Raw genomic sequence first — 23,718 nt, forward strand, 5'->3', positions numbered from 1 at the left:
ACTACACACCTCCCAAGTATTACCCTTGATAGAACTTTTGAAGATTACCCTCTGTATTACAGCGACAAGGGGTTGTACGAGTCAGCACTGACTTCGATGGTTGATGTCTTTGAACTGGCTCTCAGTCAGTTTGAAGTCGCTCTCGTTACACGTTTTGACTTATATCTGCCTAAAGATCATCAAGATGCAAAGTTTTGCATCCTGAACGATTACTTTGAAATCCTGAAAGAGAAGCTGAACGCCGATTCGTTGCACTACGTGTGGCGTAAGCGAGAGGATAACCGTTCGCACCAATATCGAGTGGTTTTGTTTACTGATTATAAGCAGAATTTTGGTGATGCCATTTACATGGAGAAAAGTAATGAACTTGTGGGGCATCTGAAAACAGCTTGGGGAGAAGCGATTAAAAAGCACTACCAAGGTAATGAGCGCTCCATGGTCCAACTGAATGACCGAGGGAACAATAGCCTGGGTACACGCTGCAAGAGCACTGACACTAACATAAAGAACAGTGTCTTTAAACGGATGAGCAACCTTGCTGAAGCATGGAAAGAAGAGCGTTACTTCTTTGGCTCTAGTGCAGATTAGACACGACTGCATTTTTTTACAGTAGCGGCTTATCTCATGGGTATATACAAAGCAGGAGACGATTCCCAATGAGATTTCTAAGACTTAAAGACGTAATGGCGATTACAGGGCTAGGCCGATCCACTATCTACAAGTTCATGGCAGATGAAACCGATTTTCCGAAGAGTGTGCCACTCGGTGGGCGTGCCGTGGCTTGGGTAGAAAGTGAAATCGAGGAATGGATGGAATCGCGTCTGAGCATGCGAGACAACGCAGAATCCTTTCAGTAACACAAACATCAAATCACACCATCAACAGGGTGCAGGCTAAGCAAAGTCATGCGCCCTTTTTCAATTGGAGAGATAAAAAATGAGTTATTCAATTTACGTAGACGGCTCAGCACCAAACAATCAACACGTCTGTATGCGAGGTGGCATAGGGCTGGTGGTCATGGATGAAGACAATGAGATAGTCCATGAAGAGAGCATCACCATTGACCGAGAGACGGATTGTGCGGAACTGGAGTTACTGGCATTTATCGAAGGGCTGGAGTATGCCGAAGATGGTGATGTTATCTATTCAGATAATGATTACTGTGTTAAAGGTTTCAACATTTGGCTTGATGACTGGAAAGACCGAGGCTGGCGTAAAGCGAATAAGAAGCCGGTTAAGCATCGGCAACTCTGGAAACAAGTCGATGAACTGCGTTCTAGAAAGTATGTCGAGGTACTTAAAGTCAAAGCTCATTCTGGTGTTAGAGGGAATGAGATAGCGGATTCGTTAGCAGTTGATGCTGCTAGAAGTGATATCGATTGATGTAACAATGCGGTTTGTAGGCACAATCCAACAAACCGCTATTATCCCGTTATTTGCGTTTTTGTAGATAACATATATCTGAAGCTTGATGCGATGTGGGAGGGAGAGCGGGCATTAGACCAACCGCTCTCTTAGCAAGTTTTTGCCCCAAAGTGAGTTTGCGAGAAGTCCATTTAAACGCAGTGAACCAATTTCTCATTAGAAAATCTAATGTTAAGAAGCTCGTTCATTATTTAGAAAAGTGTTATAAGTAATAACCCTCCATAATCAAATTACGAAGGGCAAACAGCCAAAACTTTAAGTTTGCACAGTGAGTACAATTTTTCCAACATGCTGTTTTTCTCTAAATTCCATCTGTGCTTGAACAATTTCCTCTAGCGGGAAGGTCTTAGCTATTAATGGCTTGATATTACCTTGTTCTAAGTGATGGACTAGGTTAGTAAAAACACTCGGCTCGAGTACCGTACAACCATAGAAGCTTAAATCCTTAAGGTACAGTGTGCGTACATCTAGCTCTACCAAAGGCCCACCTATTGCGCCAGATACAGCGTAGCGACCTTTGGGGCGCAGAACCTCTAAAAACTGATACCATTGGTTGCCAGCGACTAGGTCGATAACCACGTCTACACTATTTTTTCCTAATGTATCAGCGAGGCCTTCGTCTCTGTTGACCACCATATCAGCGCCAAGCTCTCTAACTAATTCGCGCTTATTCGAGCTGGTGATCGCAATTACTATCGCGCCACGAGCTTTAGCAAGCTGAATTGCTGCTGAGCCTACCCCTCCAGATGCGCCTGAGATCAATACATGATCGCCTTCTTTGACTTTGGAACGGGTCAACATGTTTTCCGCGGTAGAATAAGAACACGGAAATGATGCGAGTTCTATATCATTTAAGTCTGAATTTATTTTATAGGCGTGCTTTGAAGAAACGACAGCATACTCAGCAAAACCACCATCACATTCAGAGCCAAAATACCACGGAGACTTCTTATTCTCACCGTTTACATCGACAATACATGGTTCAACCAGAACACGTTCTCCGATGCGACCTAAATCAACGGAGCGGCCAACTGCAACAATTTGACCGCAAACATCTGCTCCTTGGATTCTAGGAAAGCTCAGTGCGTTACCACTCCAACTAGCATCTTCACTGTTTTGGTCACTTTTTGAGTACCAGCCAATACGAGTATTGATATCTGTGTTATTGACTCCTGCCGCTGATACACGAATTAATACTTCAAAGTCTTTCGGTGTTGGGACTGGAATATCGTCACGATATTCCAGCATATTAGAACCACCGTGACCATTAAGTAATACAGCTCTCATTGTTTTCGGTATTTTAGTCATACTTTGTTCTCTGATAGTAATGCCAAGATTGTGTGTTGTGCTGATTGAATTGCGTCATTCCCTATAATCGGCCACGCGCTCGTTACTCCTTCATGAAGTAAATACAAGGGAAGAGCTAAGTCTTCGCGTAAACTTTGTCCACCTAAGAAAAGCATAACCTCCTTTTTGTGATTTGTGACCGCGCTAGAGATAAGCTCATTCTCAGGGAATGCTGCAAGAGCATTAAGAGACATACAACCATTTGGCGCGTTTTCAGCCATCCAAATCCCAAGCATGGTGAATATATGTTGTATAGAACCTAACCCTGCTTCTGGAGAGTGCTCTGACAAAAATTTTAGGTAACGTTGGTGGCGATGTTGCAAAGCTCCGACAATCATCTCTTCCTTAGATGGGTAGTGTTTGTACAAGGTTCTTAGGCTTACACCACAGGCGACTTTTAGTTGAGTTACACTCGGCTCTGCAAACCCATAATTGCTAAACGCTTGCTCTAAACTTGCAGCGATCTGGTTTTTTAACATAATGAAACCTATCAAGGTAGAACGTTTGTTTTACTTTTCATGGTAGAGGGAACCTTCTACCTGTGTCAAGAAGGAGTTTTCAGTAGTGGAAATATTGGGGAAAGTATCAATACTGAAATGTATTTATGAATGGGCTTAACGAGGTACGTTTTGTTATCCGTATTTTTCTAATTTAGTAAGCTCTGTAGCTCACAAATGTCCAGAGGTGTGTTGACGTGAATGTGTAACACACCTTTGCCCCAAAATCGTTCAGAGCTAATACTCTACACATTTAGGGGGCGTGCGTTTGCCCTACTAAAAGTTATTCGATGGAGTTGATAATTGTTCATTCTCGTCATTAGGAGACATCTTGCAGTCTAACTTCCCTTCATGTGGTATAACTTATTAATTATCAGTTGAGTTAATATGAAAAAGACTGCACTATCGAAGGATGAAAGACGACTATGTGTCGCCTAATAAGTTATGTGCTAGTGGGAATTTTGAGGATAGAAGTATGAAATATGCCCCAATTAAAGACGAAATTACGTTTGATGATTTCTCTAAAATAGATATTCGAGTGGGTTTAATCGAAGAGGTATCTGAGGTAGCCAAATCTGACAAGCTCATGAAGTTAACAGTCGATTTTGGCGACCATAAGCGTTCGATATTGGCAGGTATAAAACAAGAACGTGAAGACCCAAAAGAAATTGAGGGTAAGCAAGCTCTGTTCGTGGTGAATTTGCCAGAAAGAAAAATGGCAGGTGAAGTATCTCAAGGTATGCTGTTCGACATTGGCTATGAAGATAAACTACAACCATGTCTAGCCTGTCCAGAAACAGAAATGCCTAATGGCGCTAGAGCAGGGTAACGCACATAACAAACGTTTAAGGTTTCAAGATACTTTTTCTAATCCTAGTAAAGTACGTTAGATTTCTTATCTCTAACGCGCTTCTGTCCAAATGTGTATGGTACGCCCCGTTTTGCAAGTAAAAATTCAAAATAACGGAGTTGGTTTGCGCTAATGTATTCGGAGTCTAATTGAGACTTTTTGCTTTAGCCCCAGCTCCACGATGAGATCCGCGCCAGATTGTCCTCAAAAATGTGAAAGCACTCCAGTTGCTGTTCTGGACAACAGGTTTTCAATCTGGTGGTCTAACCGTTTTGTCATCTTTCATTTTCATATGCAAACTTGATTTATGTTCTGATCTCGAAAGTTTTATGAGTTGCCATGACTGACCAAGCGATTCTGGCTAGCTTATTCGCCAAAGCAACCAAAGCTACATTGAAAGGCTTCCGACGCTTCAAGTCTAGTAACCATGTACCAAAATATTTCTCCGCAGTTGCATCTCGCCACAGCACTGATCTAGCTGCGTGAACAAACAGTTCGCGAAGCTCTTTGTTACCCCGCTTCGATATACCAAGAAGCCTCGATTTTCCACCTGTTGAGTATTGGAATGGAACCAATCCTATCCAAGCAGCAAAGTTACGACCGTTAGAAAAATCTTTTGGATTGGATACTGCTGACAGACAACAGGCAGCAGTCATTGGCCCGATACCAGGAATAGATTGCAGCAAAGTAAACAGCTCATTGTCATCATTAAGCGTTTCAATCTTCTTATCTTGTTCTTTAATCTTCTCATTGAGGAGATTGTAATGATCTAATTGTTTTCGTAACTCAAAAACAAGTAGTGGAGGAACTGATTGCCCAGTGTCAGCAAGCCACTGAAAAAGCCGTTTCAAATTTGCATGACCACGAGGGAAACTAAAGCCAAACTCGACAAGAATTGAAGAAATTCGGTTCATCACAGCCGTCCTTTCCCTAATGTAGCCAGTTCGAATTCGAAGAATCACACTTCCTAATTGCGCTTGCTCAGATTTAGGCGTTACAAACCTCATTTTAGGTCTTGTCGCAGCTTCGGCTATAGCGTCAGCGTCAATGAAGTCATTCTTGTGGCTTTTAACATACGGCTTAACGTATTGAGGTGGAATGAGCTTAACCTCATGGCCAAATTCCTGGCAGCGTCTAGCTAGCCAGTTAGCACCACAACAAGCTTCCATTGCTATGGTTACAGGTTCATGTACAGAGATAAATTGAATTAGTTTTGCCCTAGAAAACTTATGTCGATATAGCTCTTGACCAGAATGGTCGTGACCTACCAAGTGAAAGGTAGATTTACCAAGATCGATACCGATTGTTTTGATAGCTGACATGATGGCACCTCCCGAAGTTCAGCGACTATGCTGAGTGTAGTTTAGGTGTGGGGCGTACCATCTAATTAACGTGTTTAAGCGGATGGTCAAGGCCGTGTGAAGCTTACGTACAGAAGTAAAAAAAGAATGGGGAGCGTGATTGCTCCCCATTATCATGTTTACCGCTGTTGGTGGTGTTACTTTTCTTTGATGGCTTCACAGCCTTCAGGAACGGTGATGCTCGCTACGTCCTTACCTTTCTGCTGCGCTGCTTTCACATCCATTTTGTATTGAGTGCACTTACCCACACTGACATTGACGGCTCCCGAATCTGCGGATGGGTTACCACCCAGTGTTCCACCAGCAAATGCGGAAGAGGTCGAGAAAACTAACGCTGTCGCGATGAGTAGAGTTGACTTGTTCATAGTTGATCCTTACGAGTCGGTTGAGTGTGTTATTTGGGAATTGAAAGTTAGAAGGAGTAGACAAAGGTGCCAGCGCTGGAAGTGACTTCGATTTCTTTCACGTTGTCCACAGTGCAGTTGTTGCTGTATCCGGTGTAGGTTTGGCCGAACTGCAATGAAACGTTTCTTGCTAGCTCTGAGGTTGTACCTGAGGGTAATCGGCAGTTGCCTCGGTTAATCACTACATTGCTTATTACGGTGTTATTGGTGACGGCTTGCAGGTCAAAGACCAATGTTCCCCAATGCGAGTTAGTCGATATCGATACTTCAATATCTGCCGTTGCTGCTTGAGTCTCTTCTTGGTCGCCACAAGCGGTAAGCCCGATAAACAGGATGGTCATAGCGGCGTATCGGAGTAGGGTGTTGATTAATGTCATAACGGTGCTCTCCTTATCGGTGAGTGAAATTCAGGATGCGCTGACTCCATCGTGTTCACGCATGAACCGCTCAAGATTGAAATCAGTCGGATAGGTAAAAGAAAACGTCGATACACTGGCCTCATCAATCAAAGGCAAGGCTAGGGTGCGTATCGTGTGTTGACCGGATAATCGAAAGAGCAGCAAGAGCGCGTCACACTGAACCGAGAGTCCCAGTGGCTCAATGAGCGCCTTCTCTTGCTGCAATACTTGGCTAGATATCTTGAGCATACGGTTGTGCAGTAATGCCGTGTGTACCTCATTCAACACGTGCCGTTGCTCGTCACTCCATTCACAAATGTTGGGCAATGCCACATGGACTTTAGCTAACCATGCTTGCTCTTTTGAATACGCTGAACCCTTGCGGGGTAAGGGTTTATCTCTCTCCGAGGGGCGACCTTGCCCATAATTCAGCTCATCAGGAACCAGCGCTAGTAAGTACTTGTTGGTCAGTTGCCAATGGAGCATTTCCTGTTTGTTGAGCTTCAGTAATTGCTCTGAAGTTTTCCGATAAACATGAGGCATACTCATCGAATCACACTCTACGTTAAACACCTCCACAATGACTTCATCGAGGTAGCGTTTAATGCTGCGCGTGGTGCGGTGTATATCGAGTAGGGCTAACTGCTGCTGCAACTCCCTAACGGTGATCCATCGATGTTGAGGAATAAGCATCAGCGTGTGCAGCAAAGCGGATAACCCTTCAATGCTGGTTTTATTGCTCATGACTACGCTCTCAATACATCAAAGCTCCACACCGGAGTCGGACATTTAATGTCGGGAGAATAGATGTGGGTCAGACACATAATGTCCAACGGTGAAAACAGCATCAATCGGCAACACGAAAGCGTGAGCCGATTAACATTAACGAGGATTATGCTTATCACTGAGCTCTGCAATCGCTGCCAATAAACCAATCAGTAGTACCACCAGAAAACCTAACATCGTTAGAGAACCGATCGCGCCAAAGAAAGGAGAGAGGGTAAACAGGGTGATAAGAGCGGTGACAAGTTTGATGGTTTGTAGAAGAAGGGAAGTCATGAGTTATTGCGGGGTGACGGCTATCTCGTTGTAAGCGTTCATATCGACATAGGCAAGAAAGTTATTCTCCCATAGCCGATACAGCTCTTTGGCATCACGGCTACCTTGCATCGGTAGCCAGCCACGATAGGCCACAAAGAACTGCCCAACCCGAAAATCAAAATCCAAGTTGCGCTCTAGCTCTGGGTAGTAATTGCCCATATACGCAAAGTCGGTGATGTACTCAATGCTCCATTCCCCTGTTGAGGTTTGGCATATCGCCATCTCAACCGGATGGAAGCCGCCTTCTTCCGCGCTGTAACTTTTATCGCGAAAGTTGAACACCAGATAACGGCTGGTGGTCAGTGCTTCATTACTCAGTAAATGAGCGGTGAGTTGCTCACTTAACAGCTTATGCAGTTTCTTTGACACAGGTAGTAGTGATGCTGTGAAGTTTAATTTGGACATGGTGAGTCCTCCTTGTTTCAGGATTCAAATAAGAAATGAGAGAGTGAGAATTTAGTGGAACGTACCGACCATCGTCAGTTGCACGTCATCAAAGACGTTTCTAGAAAGGTGACGAGCAAAGGCTTTCATCCAGACCGAGAGTAGCTCTTGTACCTCTGGGTTGGATAAATCCGTGCTCCCCACATCGGGTTGATAGCACCAGCGATTAGCTAGGTGAAAGTACAACTCAGGTTCAACGGTTGTGCTGTTGTCGTCGGGATAAGAGAAGCTGGCAAAGAAGACTACCAGCCAAGGGCTAGTATCTGACTCGCGTCTAAGCTGTACCTCTATCGGATGCAAACCTTGCCGACGTCGGTAGTATCTTATCTGGCGGCAGTTCAGCACGAGTCGTTCAGCGTCCTTTGGGAGAGTGTATCGATTCAAAAGTGATTCCAGTGACGTATGTAAAGCGTCATCAATAGAAAGCTCACCGTAGTGTTGCTCAATCATAACCATCCCCTTTCAGCAAATGAGGTGCAGGTATCGCCTGTCACGATATGGTCGAGAACGCGGACATCCACCAGTGCTAAAGCGTCCTTGAGTCTTTCGGTTATGCGTCTATCAGCTTGAGACGGCGTTGAGTCACCAGATGGATGGTTATGGGCAAATATCACCGCTGCGGCATTGACTTCCAACACTGCTTTCACCACTTCTCGCGGGTAGACGCTGGCCGCATCCACCGTTCCTTGAAACAGTTCTTTAAATTCAATCAGTCGGTTTTGGTTATCCAGTAGCAATAAGGTAAACACTTCACGCTCATAGCAGCCTAGCTTGCAGCGCACATACTCTTTAGTGGCATCAGGATTGGTTAGGGCATCACCACGCACGTAGCGCGTAGCCAGTATCTCAGCGGCATGCTCTAGGATCTTATTTTCCTGATAGCGTTGCTGCTTTTGGTAATCGGAAGTTTTGGGACTCATTTCAGGCTCCTGTCGGAATCAGTGATGGGTATTCACATTGATGACATATGCCTAAAGATCTTTGGATTGAGATCATAGGGAGAGACCTCGTACTAACCTAGTTTTCGATTGGATGGATTCTCTTCTCAGAAGGTAATAAAGCATCCATTTACGTTTTTTTACTTGATTAGCACCTAGTTAAATACATAATGAACGTAAACCTTACGTTGTCGGGAGAGTGCTGTGGGTGAAATCAGTACAGAAGTGAAAATTAAGAAAGCTACAATCAATGAAGCTGCTAAAATAGCTGGTGTATCAATAGCCTCTGTGAGTCGGGCGTTAAACAATAAACCTGGCATCAGCGAAAAAACGCGCAATAAAATTCTCAACATTTGTAAAGATCTTGGATTCGTGCCAAGTACCTCTGCTCGTGAGTTAATGGGAAGTTATAAAAATACCGTCGCAATTTCGCTTGGTCCTCATGATTATTATGCCTCTCGTTATCTTGGTATGCTTTGGCCTTCTCTATCTGCGTCTATACGAAACTCTGGCCGTAACTTGCTGCCTGTAAGCTTCGGTGACGTTGGATTGGAACAGGTTGGCGGCGCAATTTTACTTGGTATTACACACAACGATCCACGTATCGAAACTTGCAAAGAGATGGACTTGCCCTATGTTTGTATCGGCATGAGTGAAGGCTCTTTCTGGGTAGCTCCGGATGACTTTAATGGTGGTCGTGAAGCTACGCAGCACCTTATAGATAAAGGCTTGTCCGACATTTGCTTTGTTACCCCAACGACCTATGGAGACGGCTATCATTTCCGTCATCAAGGTTACATGTCGGTGATGGCAAGCAATGCACTACCCGTTCGAGAGTTCAGAACAGGTGCTGACCCTCTCGGTGAAATAGCGGCTTATCGTTACTTTCTCAACATTGATAAAAAGCAGCTTGAGAGCTATCAAGGTTTTGTTTGTGAGTGTGACGAAACGGCACTAGGAGTAATTGCAGCATTAAAAGATCGCGGCTATAAGTTGCCGGATGACTTCTCTGTGGTGGGTTACGATGGTCTACCTGGTATTTCACGTGAATTGACCACCATTAAGCAAGATATGGACAAGATCGCTGAGCGTGTTGCTAGTATGTTAGAACAAGCTATGTTGCGTGAACAGCCAGTTGGCTCTGTGGTTCCTGTGTCGCTTAAGCTAGGTGAAACGAGCTAATTCTTACCCCTCATACCGGCAGTGAAAAATGGAAAACAAAGTGCATAGCGGGCTAAGTCCATGCACTTTGTTTTCGCTTACACTATACAACTTCTCTATTTCTTATCTTTACCACGCATTATTTATCGTTTTCTTCACATTCCCTTACGTAAATTTTACTCAATAGGGAGTGCTCTTACGAATGCTTACTATGAGACATCTGCTTTCATGACATTCCTCTGTAAGTTTTAGAAGAGAATGCACTCGAACTCACTTTTTTTTGAGACGCTCATCACCTTTTTGTGCATTTATGTACGTAAGTGATAGTTATGTGATCATTATAACGTAAGCGCTTACGTTGATTGGGCATAATAGCCACATACTGAAAATGAAGGAAATGAGGGCAACATGAAAAAAACTATATTGGCAGTATCCCTACTAGCTGCTGGCCTATCTGCAAACGTTGTTGCAAGTACGGAAATCACGATTGCCGGCTGGGGCGGTAATGATGTTGTGGTTCTGAACAAGTTAGTTAACGAGGTACTTGCTGACGATTTTGAAAAAGCTGGCCTTACAGTTAAATATCAAGCTGTGGAGGGTGATTTCTCTCAATTTATTACCAACTCTTTATCTGCTGGTACAGCCCCCGATGCTTTTTATATCGATGTAGTTATGGCAAATGCCCTCGTAGGTTCTGGGAAAGTTGCAGCGAATAATGAACAACTTAATAAAGTAGGGACGCACATCATTCCAAGCCTCAACGCGGCGTTTACGCTAGATGGAAAACAGTACGGCATCGCCAAAGACTTCAACACTATTGCTCTACAGTACAACAAAGACATTTTTGATGATGCTGAAGTTGCTTACCCAACCAATGAAGACTCTTGGGAAGATTTACGTAAAAAACTACTGGATGTGAAAGATGCGCTAGCAGATGAAGTGTCTGGTATCTGCGTTATGCCTGATTACGCGCGTTTTGCACCCTTTGCGCTCGCAACAGGCTGGACGCCATTCAACGCTGAAGGCAAAACCGTTCTGGATGAGAACTTCGAGCGTGCATTTAACTTCTACACTGGCTTAGTTACCGAAGACAAAGTGGGCATCTTGGCGACTGACCTTGGTCAAGGCTGGGGCGGCGGCTGTTTCGGTACGGAAGAAACAGCAATCGCGCTAGAAGGTAACTGGATCAGTGGTTACTTACGCGATAAAGCGCCAAACCTGCCTTATGGCACAACGTTGATGCCAAAAGATCCAGTGAGCGGCGAACGTGGCAACCTACTGTTTACTGTTGCTTGGGGCGTCAATGCCGATGGTAAGAACATCGAAGCGACGCAAAAAGCGGTAGAGATCTTAACTAGCCAAAAAGCACAAGAATGGGTGTTGGATTCAGGTCTTGCTCTGCCAAGCCGTGAAGCGCTTGGTAAGTCAGAGTTCTTTGCACAGCAAGATTCAGAAAGTGAACTAGCCAAACAAGTGTTTGAAGGTGCTCTTGAAGGAAATGTAGAGCCATTCGCATTTGGTAACTACGGCACAGCATGGATGACTCCGATTAATGAAGCATTGAATTCAGTGTTGCTTGGTCAGATGACGCAGAAAGAAGCGATCAAGATGGCGCAAGCTAAATACGATGCACTGATGGCGAAATAACGGGGCGAGGATGAACTCTTTACGTTTACGCCAACAAGTTTACGGATGGCTCCTAGCTGGGCCATTTGTACTGACTTTGGTGGTGTTCTTTCTATACGCACTGATCAGAACGGTTTACTTCAGCTTTACCGAGTACGACTTGTTCAGCGAAGCAATCTGGGTTGGTTTAGCGAACTTTAAAGCTCTGCTTACTGACGATTTATTTCTGCTTTCACTGGCAAACACCATTTGGTTCTCGTTGATCGTGACCTGTGTGCAAACCGTGTTAGCACTTGGCTTAGCGATTTTGGTGAACTCTAAAATTCGCGCCAAAAGCTTCTTTAGAACCGCATTTTACTTACCAAGTATTTTGTCGAGTGCAGCGGTGACACTGATCTTCATTTGGTTTTACCAAAAGAACGGTTATCTCAACGGCTTTGTCACCGATGTGGTGAACCATTACCCACACTTGAGCTGCTTTGTGCTTGTCGCTATCGCTACTCAGTTTGTGTTGGTAACCAAAGACCGTTTGAAAGGCTTACCGGTAGGTTGGTTGGATCCTGCATGGGGCATTCTCTCTTTCATTGTTGCGGGTGTGGCGACTTTCGTAGCCAGCGCAATGAGCTGGGTAGAAGTGACAGACCAAATCGTGGAGGTGAACTGGTTGAACACGCGTGACAATGTGGGGCCGATGCCTTTAACGCTTTGGGCAATCGTGATTCAGAACATTTACACCACTATCCCGACCTTCATGTTGCTGTTCCTAGCAGGCTTGCAAGGCATTCCGGGTGAGCTTTACGAAGCGGCCCACATTGATGGTGCGAACAAGTGGCAACAACACTGGAACATTACGATTCCTCAGTTAGCACCGGTGACGTTCGTTGTCGTGACTTTCTCGATTATCGGTACGCTACAAATGTTTGACCAAGTAGCACTACTTGGCTCGGCAGCACCGTTGGAATCACGTATTACGCTGGCTTACTACGTTTACCACAACGCTTTCCCACCGGGTGGCACGCCACAAATCGGCATGGCAAGCGCAGCAGCATTGGTATTGGCATTGATCACGTTGGCAGTGGTTTATCTACAGAAAATCTTTGGTGTGAAGGAGAAAGCAGATGACTAATCCTTTTTCAACCATGAATCAAGATGATGCAAAACCTATAGCATCAATGGAGGATGTCTCCAAGTTCCAAGCGCGCCGTCGCTGGGCAAAAGTGGCGTGGGTTTACAGTGCTTTGCTACTGGTTGCGACTGTCATGCTAGGTACGTTCGTGGTGGCTTTCTTAGCGAGTTTGAAAGATGACCCACTAGAGCAGCCATTTAAGTTCAACTTTGCACAGGTTCAGCCAAGCAACTGGGGTGCTGCTTACCAACTCGGTAAAGAAGGTAACGATGCGCCAATGTTCGGTGGTTTTGCTCCGGGCGCAGAAGTGAACTTCACCGTAACTTACGCGGTGGAAGACGGCAAAGAGCTGGCAACTCCAGAGATTGAAGTGCCACGCCGTCGTCCAGGTACAGGTATGGCTGCGGCTATCGTGACCGACTTTGCTGCCGATTACGCGCAAGTCAGCGAGCCAGTGCTGGTAGACACCAACGACAACGTGACGTTTGTAGAGAGGCGTGGTCGTCGTGAACTTACTAAGCAAGGTCACAGCCAAACGTGGGAATTTTCCATCAAGTATCAAGGGCAAGGTCCTGAGATTGCAACGCTACCACTAACGGTAGAAGTGCCGCGCGGCCAAGTGCTCATTGATAGCACACTAGCGCCAAGCAAGATGGAACGTCGTGGCCGTGTCGCGGCATGGGATAACGCAGCGCCGGGTGTGATTGGTTATGTATTTAAGTCTTACGTTCGCGTGTACACCGAGTCGGTAAGCCTAGATACAGGTAAGAGCTTATTTATGAGCTGGACCATCAACTCGTTCTTCATTGCGATTGGTAAGGTGATTCTGACCCTGTTCTTTGCATGTACTGCGGGTTATGCCTTAGCTCGATTGAAGTTCACTGGTGCGCGTGCGGTGTTCGCTTTCATGTTGTTCAGCATGATGATTCCGGGCCAAGTAACGTTCATATCCAACTACTTAATTTATAAAGATATCGGCTTATTGAATACACCATGGGCGGTCATCACCGCGGTCGTTGCTTCGGGTCAGGTTCTGATCATGAAACAGTTCTTCGAGAACATTCCGAAAGAACTGGAAGAAGCAGCAATCGTAGATGGCGCAAGCCCTGCTGTGATTCTTTGGAAGGTATTTATGCCATTGGCGAAGCCAGCCATCTTGTCGGTCACCATCCTTGGTTTCCAAGGTGCTTGGAACGACTTCTTCTGGCCGCTTGTGGTGATTAACAGCCCAGCTGACGCGTTCACGCTTCCTGTTGGTCTATTGAGTTTACGTAACGCCTATGGCGTAGCAGGTGACTGGAACCTGATCTTGGCGGGGGCTTTCCTGTCAACAATCCCAGTACTGATTGTATTTATGGTTTTCCAACGTTACTTCGTGGGTAACGACATTTCTTCCGCTGTTAAAGGTTAAATTTCGGGGATATTTAAGATGTTTATGAACTACAACGCTGGTCAAGGCGAACTAAAAAACTGGATCGTTGAAGAGACGGCGTTTGACTCAGCTTTCCAAGGCAAATGTGAAGTGGTAATGAGCCAAGGTAATGGCTACATGGGTGCGCGTAGTGCAACGGAAGAAAAATACGTGGGCCAAGTTCGCAACCTTTTCGTTGCGGGTACATACAACAAGTTTGATGAAGATGAAGTAACAGAGCTGCCAAACGCGGCAGATATGAGCGCTATCGAAATCTTCATCGATGGTCGTCGCTTCCACCTAGAAACGGGTGAAGTGAGCAACTACTCTCGTCGTCTAAACGTGAAAAACGGTGAACTTATCCGTGAGTTCACGTGGACAAACACAGAAGGTAAGAGCTTCGAGATGCGCTTCCGTCGCTTCTTCTCGCAAGCAAACCTTCACCTAATGGCGTTCGATGTTCAAGTTAAGGCTGTGAACAGCGACGCGAAGATTGAAATCCGCTCTGGTGTGGATGCGCAACTTTCAAACTCGGGTGCACAGCACTTCCACGAAGGTGAAAAGCGTATCTACGATAAGCGATTTATTGAGCTTTTACAGCACACAACAGAGAGCAAAGTAGACTTCGTATTCCTAACGTCTCACCGTTACTTTGTAAACGGTCAAGAAACTGAAATCGACCCAGGCCTACAGATGGATCGCCGTAAAGTATGGCTTAACATCCACCACGATCTGAAAGCGGGCGAAACATTCGGTACTGAGAAAGTGGGTGTAGTACACACATCTCGCGACAAGCAGTTCGACGTTGAAGGCTACGAGCTTCAAGCACTGCGTGACCACGCGTTAACAGACCTAAAAGCAAACGCAGACCGCAGCTTCGACGAGTTACTAGCAGACAGCGCGGCTGAATGGGACAAGCGTTGGGCTGGTATGAACATCACTATCGGTGGTAACGACTTTGACCAACTGGCGATTCGTTTTGCTCAGTACCAACTGAACATCTTCACGCCAATGCACGACTCTCGCTTCGGTATCGGTGCGAAAGGTCTATCTGGCGAAGGCTACAAAGGTCACTCGTTCTGGGATACAGAAGTATTCATGCTTCCGTTTTTCATCTACACCATGCCAGAAGTGGCGCGCAGCCTACTTGAGTACCGCTTTAAGACGCTAGATGGCGCTCGTAAGAAAGCGAAAGACAACGGCTACATTGGTGCACAGTTCCCATGGGAATCGGCACTAACGGGTGAAGAAGTAACGCCAGTATGGGGTGCAGTAGACATCATCACGGGTAAGTCGACGAAGATTTGGTCTGGCTTTATCGAGCAGCACATCACGTGTGACATCACTTACGCATTGTGGCAGTACTACCAAATCACTGGCGATCAGAAGTTCATGGATGACATGGGCTACGAGATCATGTTCGACACAGCAACGTTCTGGACAAGCCGCCTAGATTGGCTAGAAGACCGCAACATGTGGGGTATCTGTGACGTAATCGGTCCTGATGAGTACAAAGAGCACATCGACAACAACGCGTTCACTAACTACATGGCGGTAGAGAACATCAAACTAGCGATTCGTTACTACGAGGATCTAGAAGCGTCGAACCCAGAGCTACTGGCTAAGCTGTCTGAAAAGCTAAACCTAGTGGAAGCTCGTCAAATGTGGCTAGACCGCGTAGACAACATCTACCTACCTAAGCCACGTGCTGAAGATAAGGTAATCCCACAGGATGACACTTACCTACAGAAAGAAATCATCGACCTGACTAAGTACAAAGAGCAGCCATTCGTTGGTGGTCTGTTCCAAGACTACAACCTAGAACAGGTTAACGACATGCAGGTTTCTAAGCAGGCGGACATCATGGTGCTATTCCTACAGCAGGAAGACAAGTTCGACCTAGAGACGAAGTTAGCTAACTGGAATTACTACGAGCCGAAAACGCTACACGATTCATCGCTAAGCTTGTCTACCCACTCGGTACTGGCATCAGATGTTGGTAACCCAGAGCTGTCTTACGACCTGTTCCAACAAGCGGCATCTATCGATATTGGCCAGAACATGAAGAGTTCTGACCACGGTATCCACGCGGCCTCTATTGGCGGCATGTGGCAGTGTGTGGTTTACGGCTTCGGTGGTGTTCGTATGCTAGGTGGCAACCTGCGTATTAACCCTAACCTTCCTAAGCAATGGGAAAGCCTGAACTTCCCAATCTACTGGAAAGGTGAGCGTCTAGAAGTGACCGTTGACCAAGAGCAAGTTCGTATCGAGCGCCCTGAGTTCAACGGCCAAGTGCTAAACATCGAAGTTGCAGGTGAGCCACGTGTTATCGATTCAACAGAGGTGACGTTCAATGTGTAAGGCATTTATTTTCGACCTAGATGGCGTTATCACCGATACGGCTGAGCTGCACTACCAAGCGTGGCAACGTATGGCGAACGAAGAAGGTTACTACTTCGACCGTGAAATCAATGAGCAGCTACGTGGCGTATCTCGTCAAGCGTCGCTGAACATCATCTTGAACGGCAAAGAGATCAGCGAAGAGAAGTTTGCTGAGCTAATGAAGCGTAAGAACGATTACTACGTGGATCTGCTGAACACGATTTCTGCGAAAGACGTTCTACCGGGTATTGAGCAGTTCCTACTTGAGCTAAACGCACGTGGCATCAAAGTGGCACTGGCGTCAGCAAGTAAGAATGCTCGTCCTATTTTACACCGTCTCGGCTTAATACCGTTGTTTGATGCTATCGGTGATGGCTGGTCTGTAAACCGCTCTAAGCCAGCACCAGACGTGTTCATTCACGCAGCAGGCCAAGTAGGCGTAAACGCTGACGAGTGTATCGTGGTTGAGGATGCTGAAGCTGGTGTAGACGCAGCAAAAGAAGCGGGTATGCGCGTTGTGGGCATTGGTCCTAACGACCGCGTTGGTCATGCGACATGGCGTTTCGATGATACCAAAGGCATCAACTTGGGCGACATCCTAGGTTAATCCAAAATAAGAAGTGTGGTGGGGCAGTCGTTGACGTCGGCGTGCTGCCCCCGAATCACCTAAAGCCCAGACTCTTAAAAAATTATAGGTAGAACAATGGCACGTTTAGAACTGAAGAACATCAACAAAATTTATCCTGATGGTGCACACATCATCAAGGATGCCAACCTGACCATTGAAGACGGTGAATTTACGGTATTCGTTGGGCCATCAGGTTGTGGTAAGTCAACCATGCTGCGTATGGTCGCAGGTTTGGAAGAGATTTCATCAGGGGACATGTGCTTAGATGGTGAGGTGGTTAATAACCTTTCACCAACAGACCGTGGTATTGGCATGGTGTTCCAATCTTATGCACTTTACCCTCACATGACGGTCTACGAAAACATTGCTTTTGGCTTAAAACTAGCGAAAAAAGGTAAAGACGACATTGATTCAGCAGTGTGTCAGGTAGCGGAAATTCTAGAGCTGACAAGCCTTCTGAAACAGAAACCAAGTCAATTATCGGGTGGCCAGCGTCAACGTGTAGCGATTGGTCGTGCGATTGTTCGCAATCCGAAGTTGTTTCTGCTTGATGAGCCGCTGTCTAACCTAGACGCATCCCTTCGTGTTCGTATGCGTTTGCAGTTAGCGGAATACCACAAAACCCTCAAATCTACCGTGATTTACGTAACCCACGATCAGGTTGAAGCGATGACGCTTGCCGACAAGATCGTGGTACTTCGCGCAGGAGTTGTAGAGCAAGTTGGCTCACCTCTGGATCTGTACTACTTCCCTCAAACTCTGTTCGTCGCAGGGTTTATCGGCTCTCCAAAAATGAACCTACTACCAGCGAGACTGGTGTCAGCCTGTGATGAAAAAGCAAAAGTTGAAGTAGGTGATTACACCTTTCAAGCAGACGTAAACGCAAAAGGTGCAACACAAGGCGCATTGATGACACTTGGTATTCGTCCAGAAGACATCCACCTCGATGAAGAAGGTGCGGGCGTGATTGTTGAAGGCTTCGAACGTCTAGGTACTGAGTCTCTGTTGTACACCACGCTGGTTCGCGGTGGTCAAGAAGTGCTAGTTCGCGTTCCAGGTACCGTGCATGTGGAAATTGGCCAGCGTTTGAACATTCGTATTCCAGCTGAGAAATGTCACTTGTTCGATAGCAAAGGCCATGCGTTTCAGCGCGGTATGATGCTGAACGATTTGATTACGCCTCCGCCGAAAATCAAACAAGTTATCTAATTCGGCGTACGCCGACACCAGTCTAAAAATAAAAAAAGCCCGCTGTAGCGGCGGGCTTCGGGATTACTGCATTCAAAATTCGGGTTCTTGATGAATTTTGCATGTGACCTTAATGCCTGTTGGCGCAGGCATCAAAAACACTCCCGTTGGCGCGGGAAAGACAGTAACGATGAAATAATAAGGTAAACATCATGAAAAAAACAGTAGTGGCTTCTTCCATCCTCTTTAGCTTGACCCTTTCTGGGTACGCCTTTGCCAACGACACAGATGAGAGTACGGGTATCACACCGGAGCTGAAGTCTAAAGTTCAGGCACTTTCCGATGAGTTCTCCAAAGCAGAGATCCTGACTGCAATCGGGTATGAAAAACCTGAAAACAGCAAGCTGCATGGTAGCCTGGGTACTAACCTGGAAGTAGAAAGGTTCAACCGGGACGACGGTATCTCTGAGGGTAAGCTTAAATATACTCTGGCGCAGGGCAACTTCAGTCATGAAGATCTTCCCGGCTGGGGTTTTGGCTTCTACTCTGCGCGTGAGGAACTTTTCTCGGGCAACCTTAAGCATGCAGACTACAATCGCGGTGTAAACGCTATTCAGGAAGTGTGGATTAATAAATCCAATGGATTTGACGGCGGAAGCTGGGGATGGCAGTTCGCCATGAAAGGGGAGAGTATCGATAAGCGTACTACTCCTGAAGGAAAAGTATTCGGTAACTATCAACTGACTGACAGACTTGATATCCACGGTTACGCCATGTATCACGTTGAGTATAAGCGAGGAGCCGGTGAGTTCCGTTTCTGGGAGATTGAACCCGGGTTTGGTTATAAGATCGCAGACAACATGGGTGCATGGATCAATTTCCGTTACCAGGAAGGTGAATGGCATGACAAGAGCGCCGGCCACGTCAACTCAGAAGCTGAGTGGATCATCAAGCCGGGTATCTGGCGTAGCTTTGGCGACTTCTCTGCGTCAATCTGGGGTGAGTTTGGTGGATTCGAGAAAACGCGAGAATCTGATGGCGCCACTGAGTGGACAGAAGATTACGCGAAAGTGGGTGTTTCGGCTAACTATCCTCTGACTAAGCACTGGCGTCTATTTGGTGAAGTAAGCTACAAAACGATTGATTTCAACAAAAAAGGTATTAATCCGCGCATGGATGGTGATACGTCTGTTGGCATCATCGGGGTTAACTACAGCTTCTAAGTTTATCTGGTAGACCATGCCTTTTCCTTCCCTCGAGATTCGGGGGAAGGCTTTTTAATTTTCTTAGCCATGATGTTTTGCAGCGACTTAATACAGACGTGTGTTACAGACCTCATCGCTAAGCACTTCCTTAGGTGCAACAAACAATGTACCCGACAGATTATCGAGACTTACCAATGAGTGAAAAATATCGTCCTAAGCTACATATGACTCCTGATAAAGGTTGGATGAATGATCCAAATGGCCTTGTTTATTTTAATGGTGAGTATCATCAGTTCTACCAGTACTACCCGCATGATACGGTTTGGGGCCCCATGCACTGGGGACACAAGGTGAGCAGTGATCTTATTCACTGGACTGAGCTGGAACCAGCGCTGTTCCCTGATGAATCTGGTATGTGTTTTTCTGGAAGTGCAATTGTAGACAGGAAAAATACGTCAGGGCTTTTCGAAGAGGGTAAGCCGGGCATTCTCGCTTTTTATACCTCTTTTATTGAACAAAAACGAAGGCTAGCTAACGGTGAAATTGTTGATAACTCAATCCAGCAACAGTCGCTGGCCTATAGTCAGGATGGCTGTCAGTGGCATAAATATAACGATGGCAAGCCGATAATTCCTGCGCGGGGAAATCCTGATTTTCGCGATCCCAAGGTTATCTGGCACGAGGAGGGCCAGGCCTGGGTTATGGTGGTTTCCTGCGGGCAACATATCGAGTTTTACCGTTCGACCAACCTATTGGACTGGCGTTTAGTGAGCGAGTTTGGCTACCGTCATGGTGCACACAGTAAAGGCCCGTGGGAATGCCCAGACTTGTTTGAACTTCCTATCGAAGGCTCGCAAGAAACACGATGGGTATTGGTGGTTGGCATCGGTGAAGGGGCTCATTGTGGCGGAGCTGGTACGCAGTATTTTATCGGTAACTTTGATGGCGAAACCTTCATCAATCACAATCATCCAGAGACCGTGTTGTGGCTCGATTTCGGTCGTGATTACTACGCGACTCAGTCTTTCTCTGATATCCCAGTTGAAGACGGTCGCCGTATCGTCAGTACATGGATGAGTAATCATCAGTACTCGCTTGAGTTACCAACCCAAGAGTTTCGCAGTTCGATGGCTATGCCTCGTGAGCTCTTCCTGTTTGAAGGGAAAGCAGGGTTACGCGTTGGACAACGCTTTGTAGGAGAGCTTAGTCAGGCGTTAAGTCTTGATGTGCAACCGCTAGAGCCAAGTGACGAACAAGCGATTAGTCTTTACAGCCTGCAAGAAGTCATGAAGTTTAGCGCTGATGTGACGCTACAAGATAGCCAAACATTGCACCTGAATGTGTACCAAGATAATGCCGCTTACTTTGAGTTTGTTGGTGTCGAACAAGGCATAGAAGTGCGCTCTGTACGTCGCGGTCAGTTTGGCTCGGAGCGCATTGATGAACACTTCCCACACGACTATCGCGTGACCTTACCGATTGAGAATGAATTCCAAGTCGAAGTGTTGATCGACAAAGGCTCAGTCGAGTTGTTGATCAATGCTGGCCAATTCAGCTTTACCAACCTTGTTTACGCCAAAGAAACGCAAGCAAGTGTCGCCCTAAACGTGGATAGTGGCTCGTTGGCACTGCGCAATGTTCAAGCATCTAGCTTGGCAGGAGAAAAAACATGTTAAACGAACGACAAACTCAGCAAGCACTGCAGCAAGTTCTTGATTCGGTTGAATTGCCAAAGCTAACCAAGAAAGATGAGAAGGTGTTTCTTGAACGTCTGGCGCAGCACTTTCCATCTTTAGTTGGGCAACTGCACACGCTTTATGGTGAGCGTTATGACTTCTTCTTGCACCTACAAAAGCTGGTGGTTGTGCTTGCCAAAGCCTTTGCTGGTCGTAAACGCAAATGGAAGAACTTGGATGAAAAGCGTCTCGGTAATCCAAGTTGGTACCGCAGTGAAAAAATGCTCGGTATGGCTGTGTATGTGGACCTGTTTGCGGGTGATTTGAAAAAGCTACAAATGAAGATCCCTTACCTCAAGTCTCTGGGGATCAACTATCTTCACCTGATGCCGCTTTACAAAGCACCAGAAGGGGACAGCGATGGCGGCTATGCCGTGTCGGATTACCGCAAGGTCGATCCAAAGCTAGGCACAGAGAAAGATCTGGCGCAGTTAGCAGAGGCATTGAGTGATGAAGGTATCAGCCTAGTGCTGGATTTCGTGTTCAACCACACGTCAGATGAACACCATTGGGCAGAGCAAGCACGTAAAGGCAATCCTGAGTTTGAAGATTTTTACTACTTTTTCACCGATAAGAGAGAAGTGGATGAGTACAACCAAACCTGTCGCGAGATCTTCCCAACCGTTCGTCGTGGTAGTTTCACTTTCTTAGAAGATGTAGAGAAGTACGTTTGGACGACATTCAACAGCTTCCAATGGGATCTCAATTACTCAAATCCTGCAGTATTTAACGCGATTGCTGATGAGATGCTGTTTCTAGCTAACATCGGTTGTGAAGGTCTGCGTTTGGACGCGTTGGCGTTTATTTGGAAAGAGAAATGGACCCAATGTGAAAGCTTGCCGAAAGCGCATACTCTGATTCAGTGTTTCAATACCTGTTTGCAGATTGCAGCGCCTGCCGTGTTATTCAAATCAGAAGCGATTGTGCACCCGGACGAGGTGGCACAGTACATCGACAAACAAGAGTGTCAGTTGTCCTACAACCCACTGATGATGGCGCTGATGTGGGAAAGCTTGGCAACACGTGAAACCAAGCTACTGACAGCATCATTAAAGAAAAGCTTTGAGATTTCAGATGCGTGTTCATGGGTGAACTACATTCGTTGTCACGACGATATTGGCTGGACGTTTGATGATGCAGTCGCTGAGCAGCTTGGCATTAATGGCTATGAGCATCGCCGCTTCCTAAACCAGTTCTACACTGGCAAATTCGACGGTTCATTCTCTCAAGGTGTGCCATTCCAAGAAAACCCAACCACGGGCGATTGCCGAGTATGTGGTTCTTTGGCCTCTCTTGCTGGGTTAGAAAAAGCAATAGAAGCGGATGATGCACAAGCGATTGAGCACGCATTGATGCGTATTCGTCTGCTTAACAGCATCAACTTGAGCATCGGTGGTATTCCGCTGATTTATCAAGGTGATGAACTGGGTATCTTGAACGATCACAGCTACTTGAATGATGAGTTTAAACGCGAAGATGCGCGCTGGGTGAACCGCCCTCAAATTAGCGCAGAAGCGGTCGCATTGGCAGAAAGCAAAGGCAGTTATCAGTATCGCATCAATCAAGATCTCAAACAGATGATAGCACTACGTAGAAATCACCCAGAGTTTGGTAATGCAAAAACAGAGATTTTAGAAACGTATCGTTCGCAACTTTTTGCTTACTGCCGGACGAACGCAAAGGGTGAGCAACTTCTCGCTATCTGTAATTTTGCCGAATCCTCGCAATCAATTCCGGCGTCGATATGCGATATTTTGGGGTCAAGGCGAACCCGAGACTTACTATCTGGTAAGGAACTGGTCGGTGAAGATATTTTGCTGGCAGCCTATGATGTGTTGTGGTTAAAGGTAACTGAGTGATGAGAAGCGAAAAAGAGAAAATGCTCGCAGGTGAGCCTTATGAAGCGTGGGACGAAGAACTGTTCAACGAACGTATTGAGTGCCGTAAAGTGTTGCAAACACTCAACAATAGCATTCCAAATACCCCAGAGTGGCGAAGCGCTGTTGACCGTTTGATTCCGGATTCCGAGGGAGCGTATCTCGAGCCGCCATTTCGTTGTGATTACGGCTCGAACATAAAACTCGGCAAAAACTTCTACGCTAACTTTAACTGCGTGGTGCTCGATGTGACAGAGGTGCACATTGGTGATAATGTGCTGTTCGCGCCAAATGTACAAATCTACACGGCAGGTCACCCACTAGATGTGAAAGGGCGCGTAGAAGAGGGCGTTGAGTTTGGTACACCGATTACGATTGGTGATAACGTGTGGCTCGGCGGCGGTGTGATCGTTTGTCCGGGCGTTACCATTGGTGCTAACAGTGTCATCGGTGCCGGTAGCGTAGTGACGAAAGATATTCCCGCAGATGTTGTTGCGGTTGGTAACCCGTGTAGGGTCGTGAAAAAGCTCAACGTAGTATAGCAATGTGCATCACGTATTCACGTGTAGAATGATAGGTAATCTGATTTTAACTAAGGCCTGTTGATCTTTAC

The 23,718-nt window shown here is 46.2% G+C and carries 25 protein-coding genes; 15 read left to right on the top strand and 10 right to left on the bottom strand.

All coding sequences use genetic code 11. The features are described from left to right. The 3 genes from AC6R1A_RS00775 to AC6R1A_RS00785 form a co-directional block, all read left to right on the top strand. Window positions 1–588 (top strand): YagK/YfjJ domain-containing protein (locus AC6R1A_RS00775; protein WP_500646128.1); only part of this gene is annotated, 588 nt, incomplete at its 5' end. Between the two features lie 68 nt (window positions 589–656). Further along, complete coding sequence (locus AC6R1A_RS00780) at window positions 657–857, top strand: AlpA family transcriptional regulator (protein WP_055035460.1); 201 nt, start codon at window positions 657–659, stop codon at window positions 855–857. Between the two features lie 79 nt (window positions 858–936). Continuing rightward, complete coding sequence (locus AC6R1A_RS00785) at window positions 937–1,383, top strand: ribonuclease HI (RefSeq protein ID WP_500633063.1); 447 nt, start codon at window positions 937–939, stop codon at window positions 1,381–1,383. A gap of 297 nt (window positions 1,384–1,680) precedes the next feature. Here AC6R1A_RS00785 and AC6R1A_RS00790 read toward each other — a convergent pair whose 3' ends face one another. Next, window positions 1,681–2,733 carry an alcohol dehydrogenase family protein gene (locus tag AC6R1A_RS00790; protein WP_500633062.1) on the bottom strand — a complete coding sequence of 351 codons (1,053 nt, stop codon included), beginning with the start codon at window positions 2,731–2,733 and terminating at the stop codon, window positions 1,681–1,683. Further along, the gene (locus tag AC6R1A_RS00795; protein ID WP_500633061.1) at window positions 2,730–3,251 is read right to left on the bottom strand and encodes a TetR/AcrR family transcriptional regulator; all 522 of its coding nucleotides are present in this window, start codon (window positions 3,249–3,251) and stop codon (window positions 2,730–2,732) included. Before AC6R1A_RS00795 ends, AC6R1A_RS00790 begins: the two co-directional genes overlap by 4 nt. Window positions 3,252–3,744: 493 nt before the next feature. Here AC6R1A_RS00795 and AC6R1A_RS00800 point away from each other — a divergent pair, with 493 nt between their 5' ends. Continuing rightward, window positions 3,745–4,098, top strand: a complete 354-nt coding sequence (locus tag AC6R1A_RS00800; RefSeq protein WP_237310054.1) for a tRNA-binding protein — start codon at window positions 3,745–3,747, stop codon at window positions 4,096–4,098. Between the two features lie 326 nt (window positions 4,099–4,424). Here AC6R1A_RS00800 and AC6R1A_RS00805 read toward each other — a convergent pair whose 3' ends face one another. The 8 genes from AC6R1A_RS00805 to radC form a co-directional block, all read right to left on the bottom strand. After that, complete coding sequence (locus AC6R1A_RS00805; RefSeq protein ID WP_500633060.1) at window positions 4,425–5,441, bottom strand: IS110 family RNA-guided transposase; 1,017 nt, start codon at window positions 5,439–5,441, stop codon at window positions 4,425–4,427. A 176-nt stretch (window positions 5,442–5,617) separates the two neighbouring features. Then, a complete protein-coding gene (locus AC6R1A_RS00810; protein WP_500633059.1) occupies window positions 5,618–5,845 on the bottom strand; it encodes a hypothetical protein in 228 nt (75 codons plus the stop codon). Window positions 5,846–5,892: 47 nt separating this feature from the next. Continuing rightward, entirely contained in the window at window positions 5,893–6,261 is a 369-nt protein-coding gene (locus tag AC6R1A_RS00815; RefSeq protein ID WP_500633058.1) for a hypothetical protein, read from the bottom strand. A 30-nt stretch (window positions 6,262–6,291) separates the two neighbouring features. Beyond that, window positions 6,292–7,026, bottom strand: a complete 735-nt coding sequence (locus tag AC6R1A_RS00820; protein ID WP_500633057.1) for a transcriptional regulator — start codon at window positions 7,024–7,026, stop codon at window positions 6,292–6,294. A 138-nt stretch (window positions 7,027–7,164) separates the two neighbouring features. Next, window positions 7,165–7,341, bottom strand: coding sequence for a hypothetical protein (locus AC6R1A_RS00825; RefSeq protein ID WP_500633056.1), 177 nt, complete (start codon window positions 7,339–7,341; stop codon window positions 7,165–7,167). Between the two features lie 3 nt (window positions 7,342–7,344). Beyond that, on the bottom strand, window positions 7,345–7,788 hold the full coding sequence (locus AC6R1A_RS00830; RefSeq protein WP_500633055.1) for a DUF2787 domain-containing protein: 444 nt from the start codon (window positions 7,786–7,788) through the stop codon (window positions 7,345–7,347). A gap of 51 nt (window positions 7,789–7,839) precedes the next feature. Beyond that, entirely contained in the window at window positions 7,840–8,277 is a 438-nt protein-coding gene (locus AC6R1A_RS00835) for a DUF2787 domain-containing protein (protein WP_500633054.1), read from the bottom strand. Further along, a complete protein-coding gene (gene radC / locus AC6R1A_RS00840) occupies window positions 8,274–8,747 on the bottom strand; it encodes a RadC family protein (protein ID WP_500633053.1) in 474 nt (157 codons plus the stop codon). The genes AC6R1A_RS00835 and radC overlap by 4 nt, the downstream gene beginning before the upstream one ends. A 222-nt stretch (window positions 8,748–8,969) precedes the next feature. Here radC and AC6R1A_RS00845 point away from each other — a divergent pair, with 222 nt between their 5' ends. The 11 genes from AC6R1A_RS00845 (at window position 8,970) to AC6R1A_RS00895 (ending at window position 23,647) form a co-directional block, all read left to right on the top strand. Further along, window positions 8,970–9,947: a LacI family DNA-binding transcriptional regulator gene (locus tag AC6R1A_RS00845; protein ID WP_500633052.1), complete on the top strand. Its 978-nt coding sequence runs from the start codon at window positions 8,970–8,972 to the stop codon at window positions 9,945–9,947. A gap of 387 nt (window positions 9,948–10,334) precedes the next feature. Further along, window positions 10,335–11,573, top strand: coding sequence for a type 2 periplasmic-binding domain-containing protein (locus tag AC6R1A_RS00850; protein ID WP_500633051.1), 1,239 nt, complete (start codon window positions 10,335–10,337; stop codon window positions 11,571–11,573). Between the two features lie 10 nt (window positions 11,574–11,583). Then, window positions 11,584–12,678, top strand: coding sequence for a carbohydrate ABC transporter permease (locus AC6R1A_RS00855; protein WP_500633050.1), 1,095 nt, complete (start codon window positions 11,584–11,586; stop codon window positions 12,676–12,678). Beyond that, entirely contained in the window at window positions 12,671–14,089 is a 1,419-nt protein-coding gene (locus AC6R1A_RS00860; protein WP_500633049.1) for a carbohydrate ABC transporter permease, read from the top strand. Before AC6R1A_RS00855 ends, AC6R1A_RS00860 begins: the two co-directional genes overlap by 8 nt. An 18-nt stretch (window positions 14,090–14,107) precedes the next feature. Then, a complete protein-coding gene (locus tag AC6R1A_RS00865) occupies window positions 14,108–16,450 on the top strand; it encodes a glycoside hydrolase family 65 protein (RefSeq protein WP_372069002.1) in 2,343 nt (780 codons plus the stop codon). Then, window positions 16,443–17,078, top strand: coding sequence for a beta-phosphoglucomutase (pgmB, locus tag AC6R1A_RS00870; RefSeq protein ID WP_500633048.1), 636 nt, complete (start codon window positions 16,443–16,445; stop codon window positions 17,076–17,078). The genes AC6R1A_RS00865 and pgmB overlap by 8 nt, the downstream gene beginning before the upstream one ends. 96 nt (window positions 17,079–17,174) lie before the next feature. Next, window positions 17,175–18,308: an ABC transporter ATP-binding protein gene (locus AC6R1A_RS00875; RefSeq protein WP_500633047.1), complete on the top strand. Its 1,134-nt coding sequence runs from the start codon at window positions 17,175–17,177 to the stop codon at window positions 18,306–18,308. Window positions 18,309–18,499: 191 nt separating this feature from the next. After that, on the top strand, window positions 18,500–19,510 hold the full coding sequence (locus AC6R1A_RS00880) for an OmpG porin family protein (RefSeq protein WP_500633046.1): 1,011 nt from the start codon (window positions 18,500–18,502) through the stop codon (window positions 19,508–19,510). Between the two features lie 176 nt (window positions 19,511–19,686). After that, window positions 19,687–21,168, top strand: coding sequence for a glycoside hydrolase family 32 protein (locus AC6R1A_RS00885; RefSeq protein WP_500633045.1), 1,482 nt, complete (start codon window positions 19,687–19,689; stop codon window positions 21,166–21,168). Further along, window positions 21,162–23,087 (top strand): alpha-amylase family protein, encoded by a 1,926-nt coding sequence (locus AC6R1A_RS00890; RefSeq protein ID WP_500633044.1) that lies wholly within the window; start codon window positions 21,162–21,164, stop codon window positions 23,085–23,087. Before AC6R1A_RS00885 ends, AC6R1A_RS00890 begins: the two co-directional genes overlap by 7 nt. After that, window positions 23,087–23,647: a sugar O-acetyltransferase gene (locus tag AC6R1A_RS00895; protein ID WP_500633043.1), complete on the top strand. Its 561-nt coding sequence runs from the start codon at window positions 23,087–23,089 to the stop codon at window positions 23,645–23,647. The genes AC6R1A_RS00890 and AC6R1A_RS00895 overlap by 1 nt, the downstream gene beginning before the upstream one ends. Window positions 23,648–23,718: the final 71 nt, after the last annotated feature.

The organism is Vibrio sp. R10-SG3-ISO3 (genome assembly GCF_059834225.1).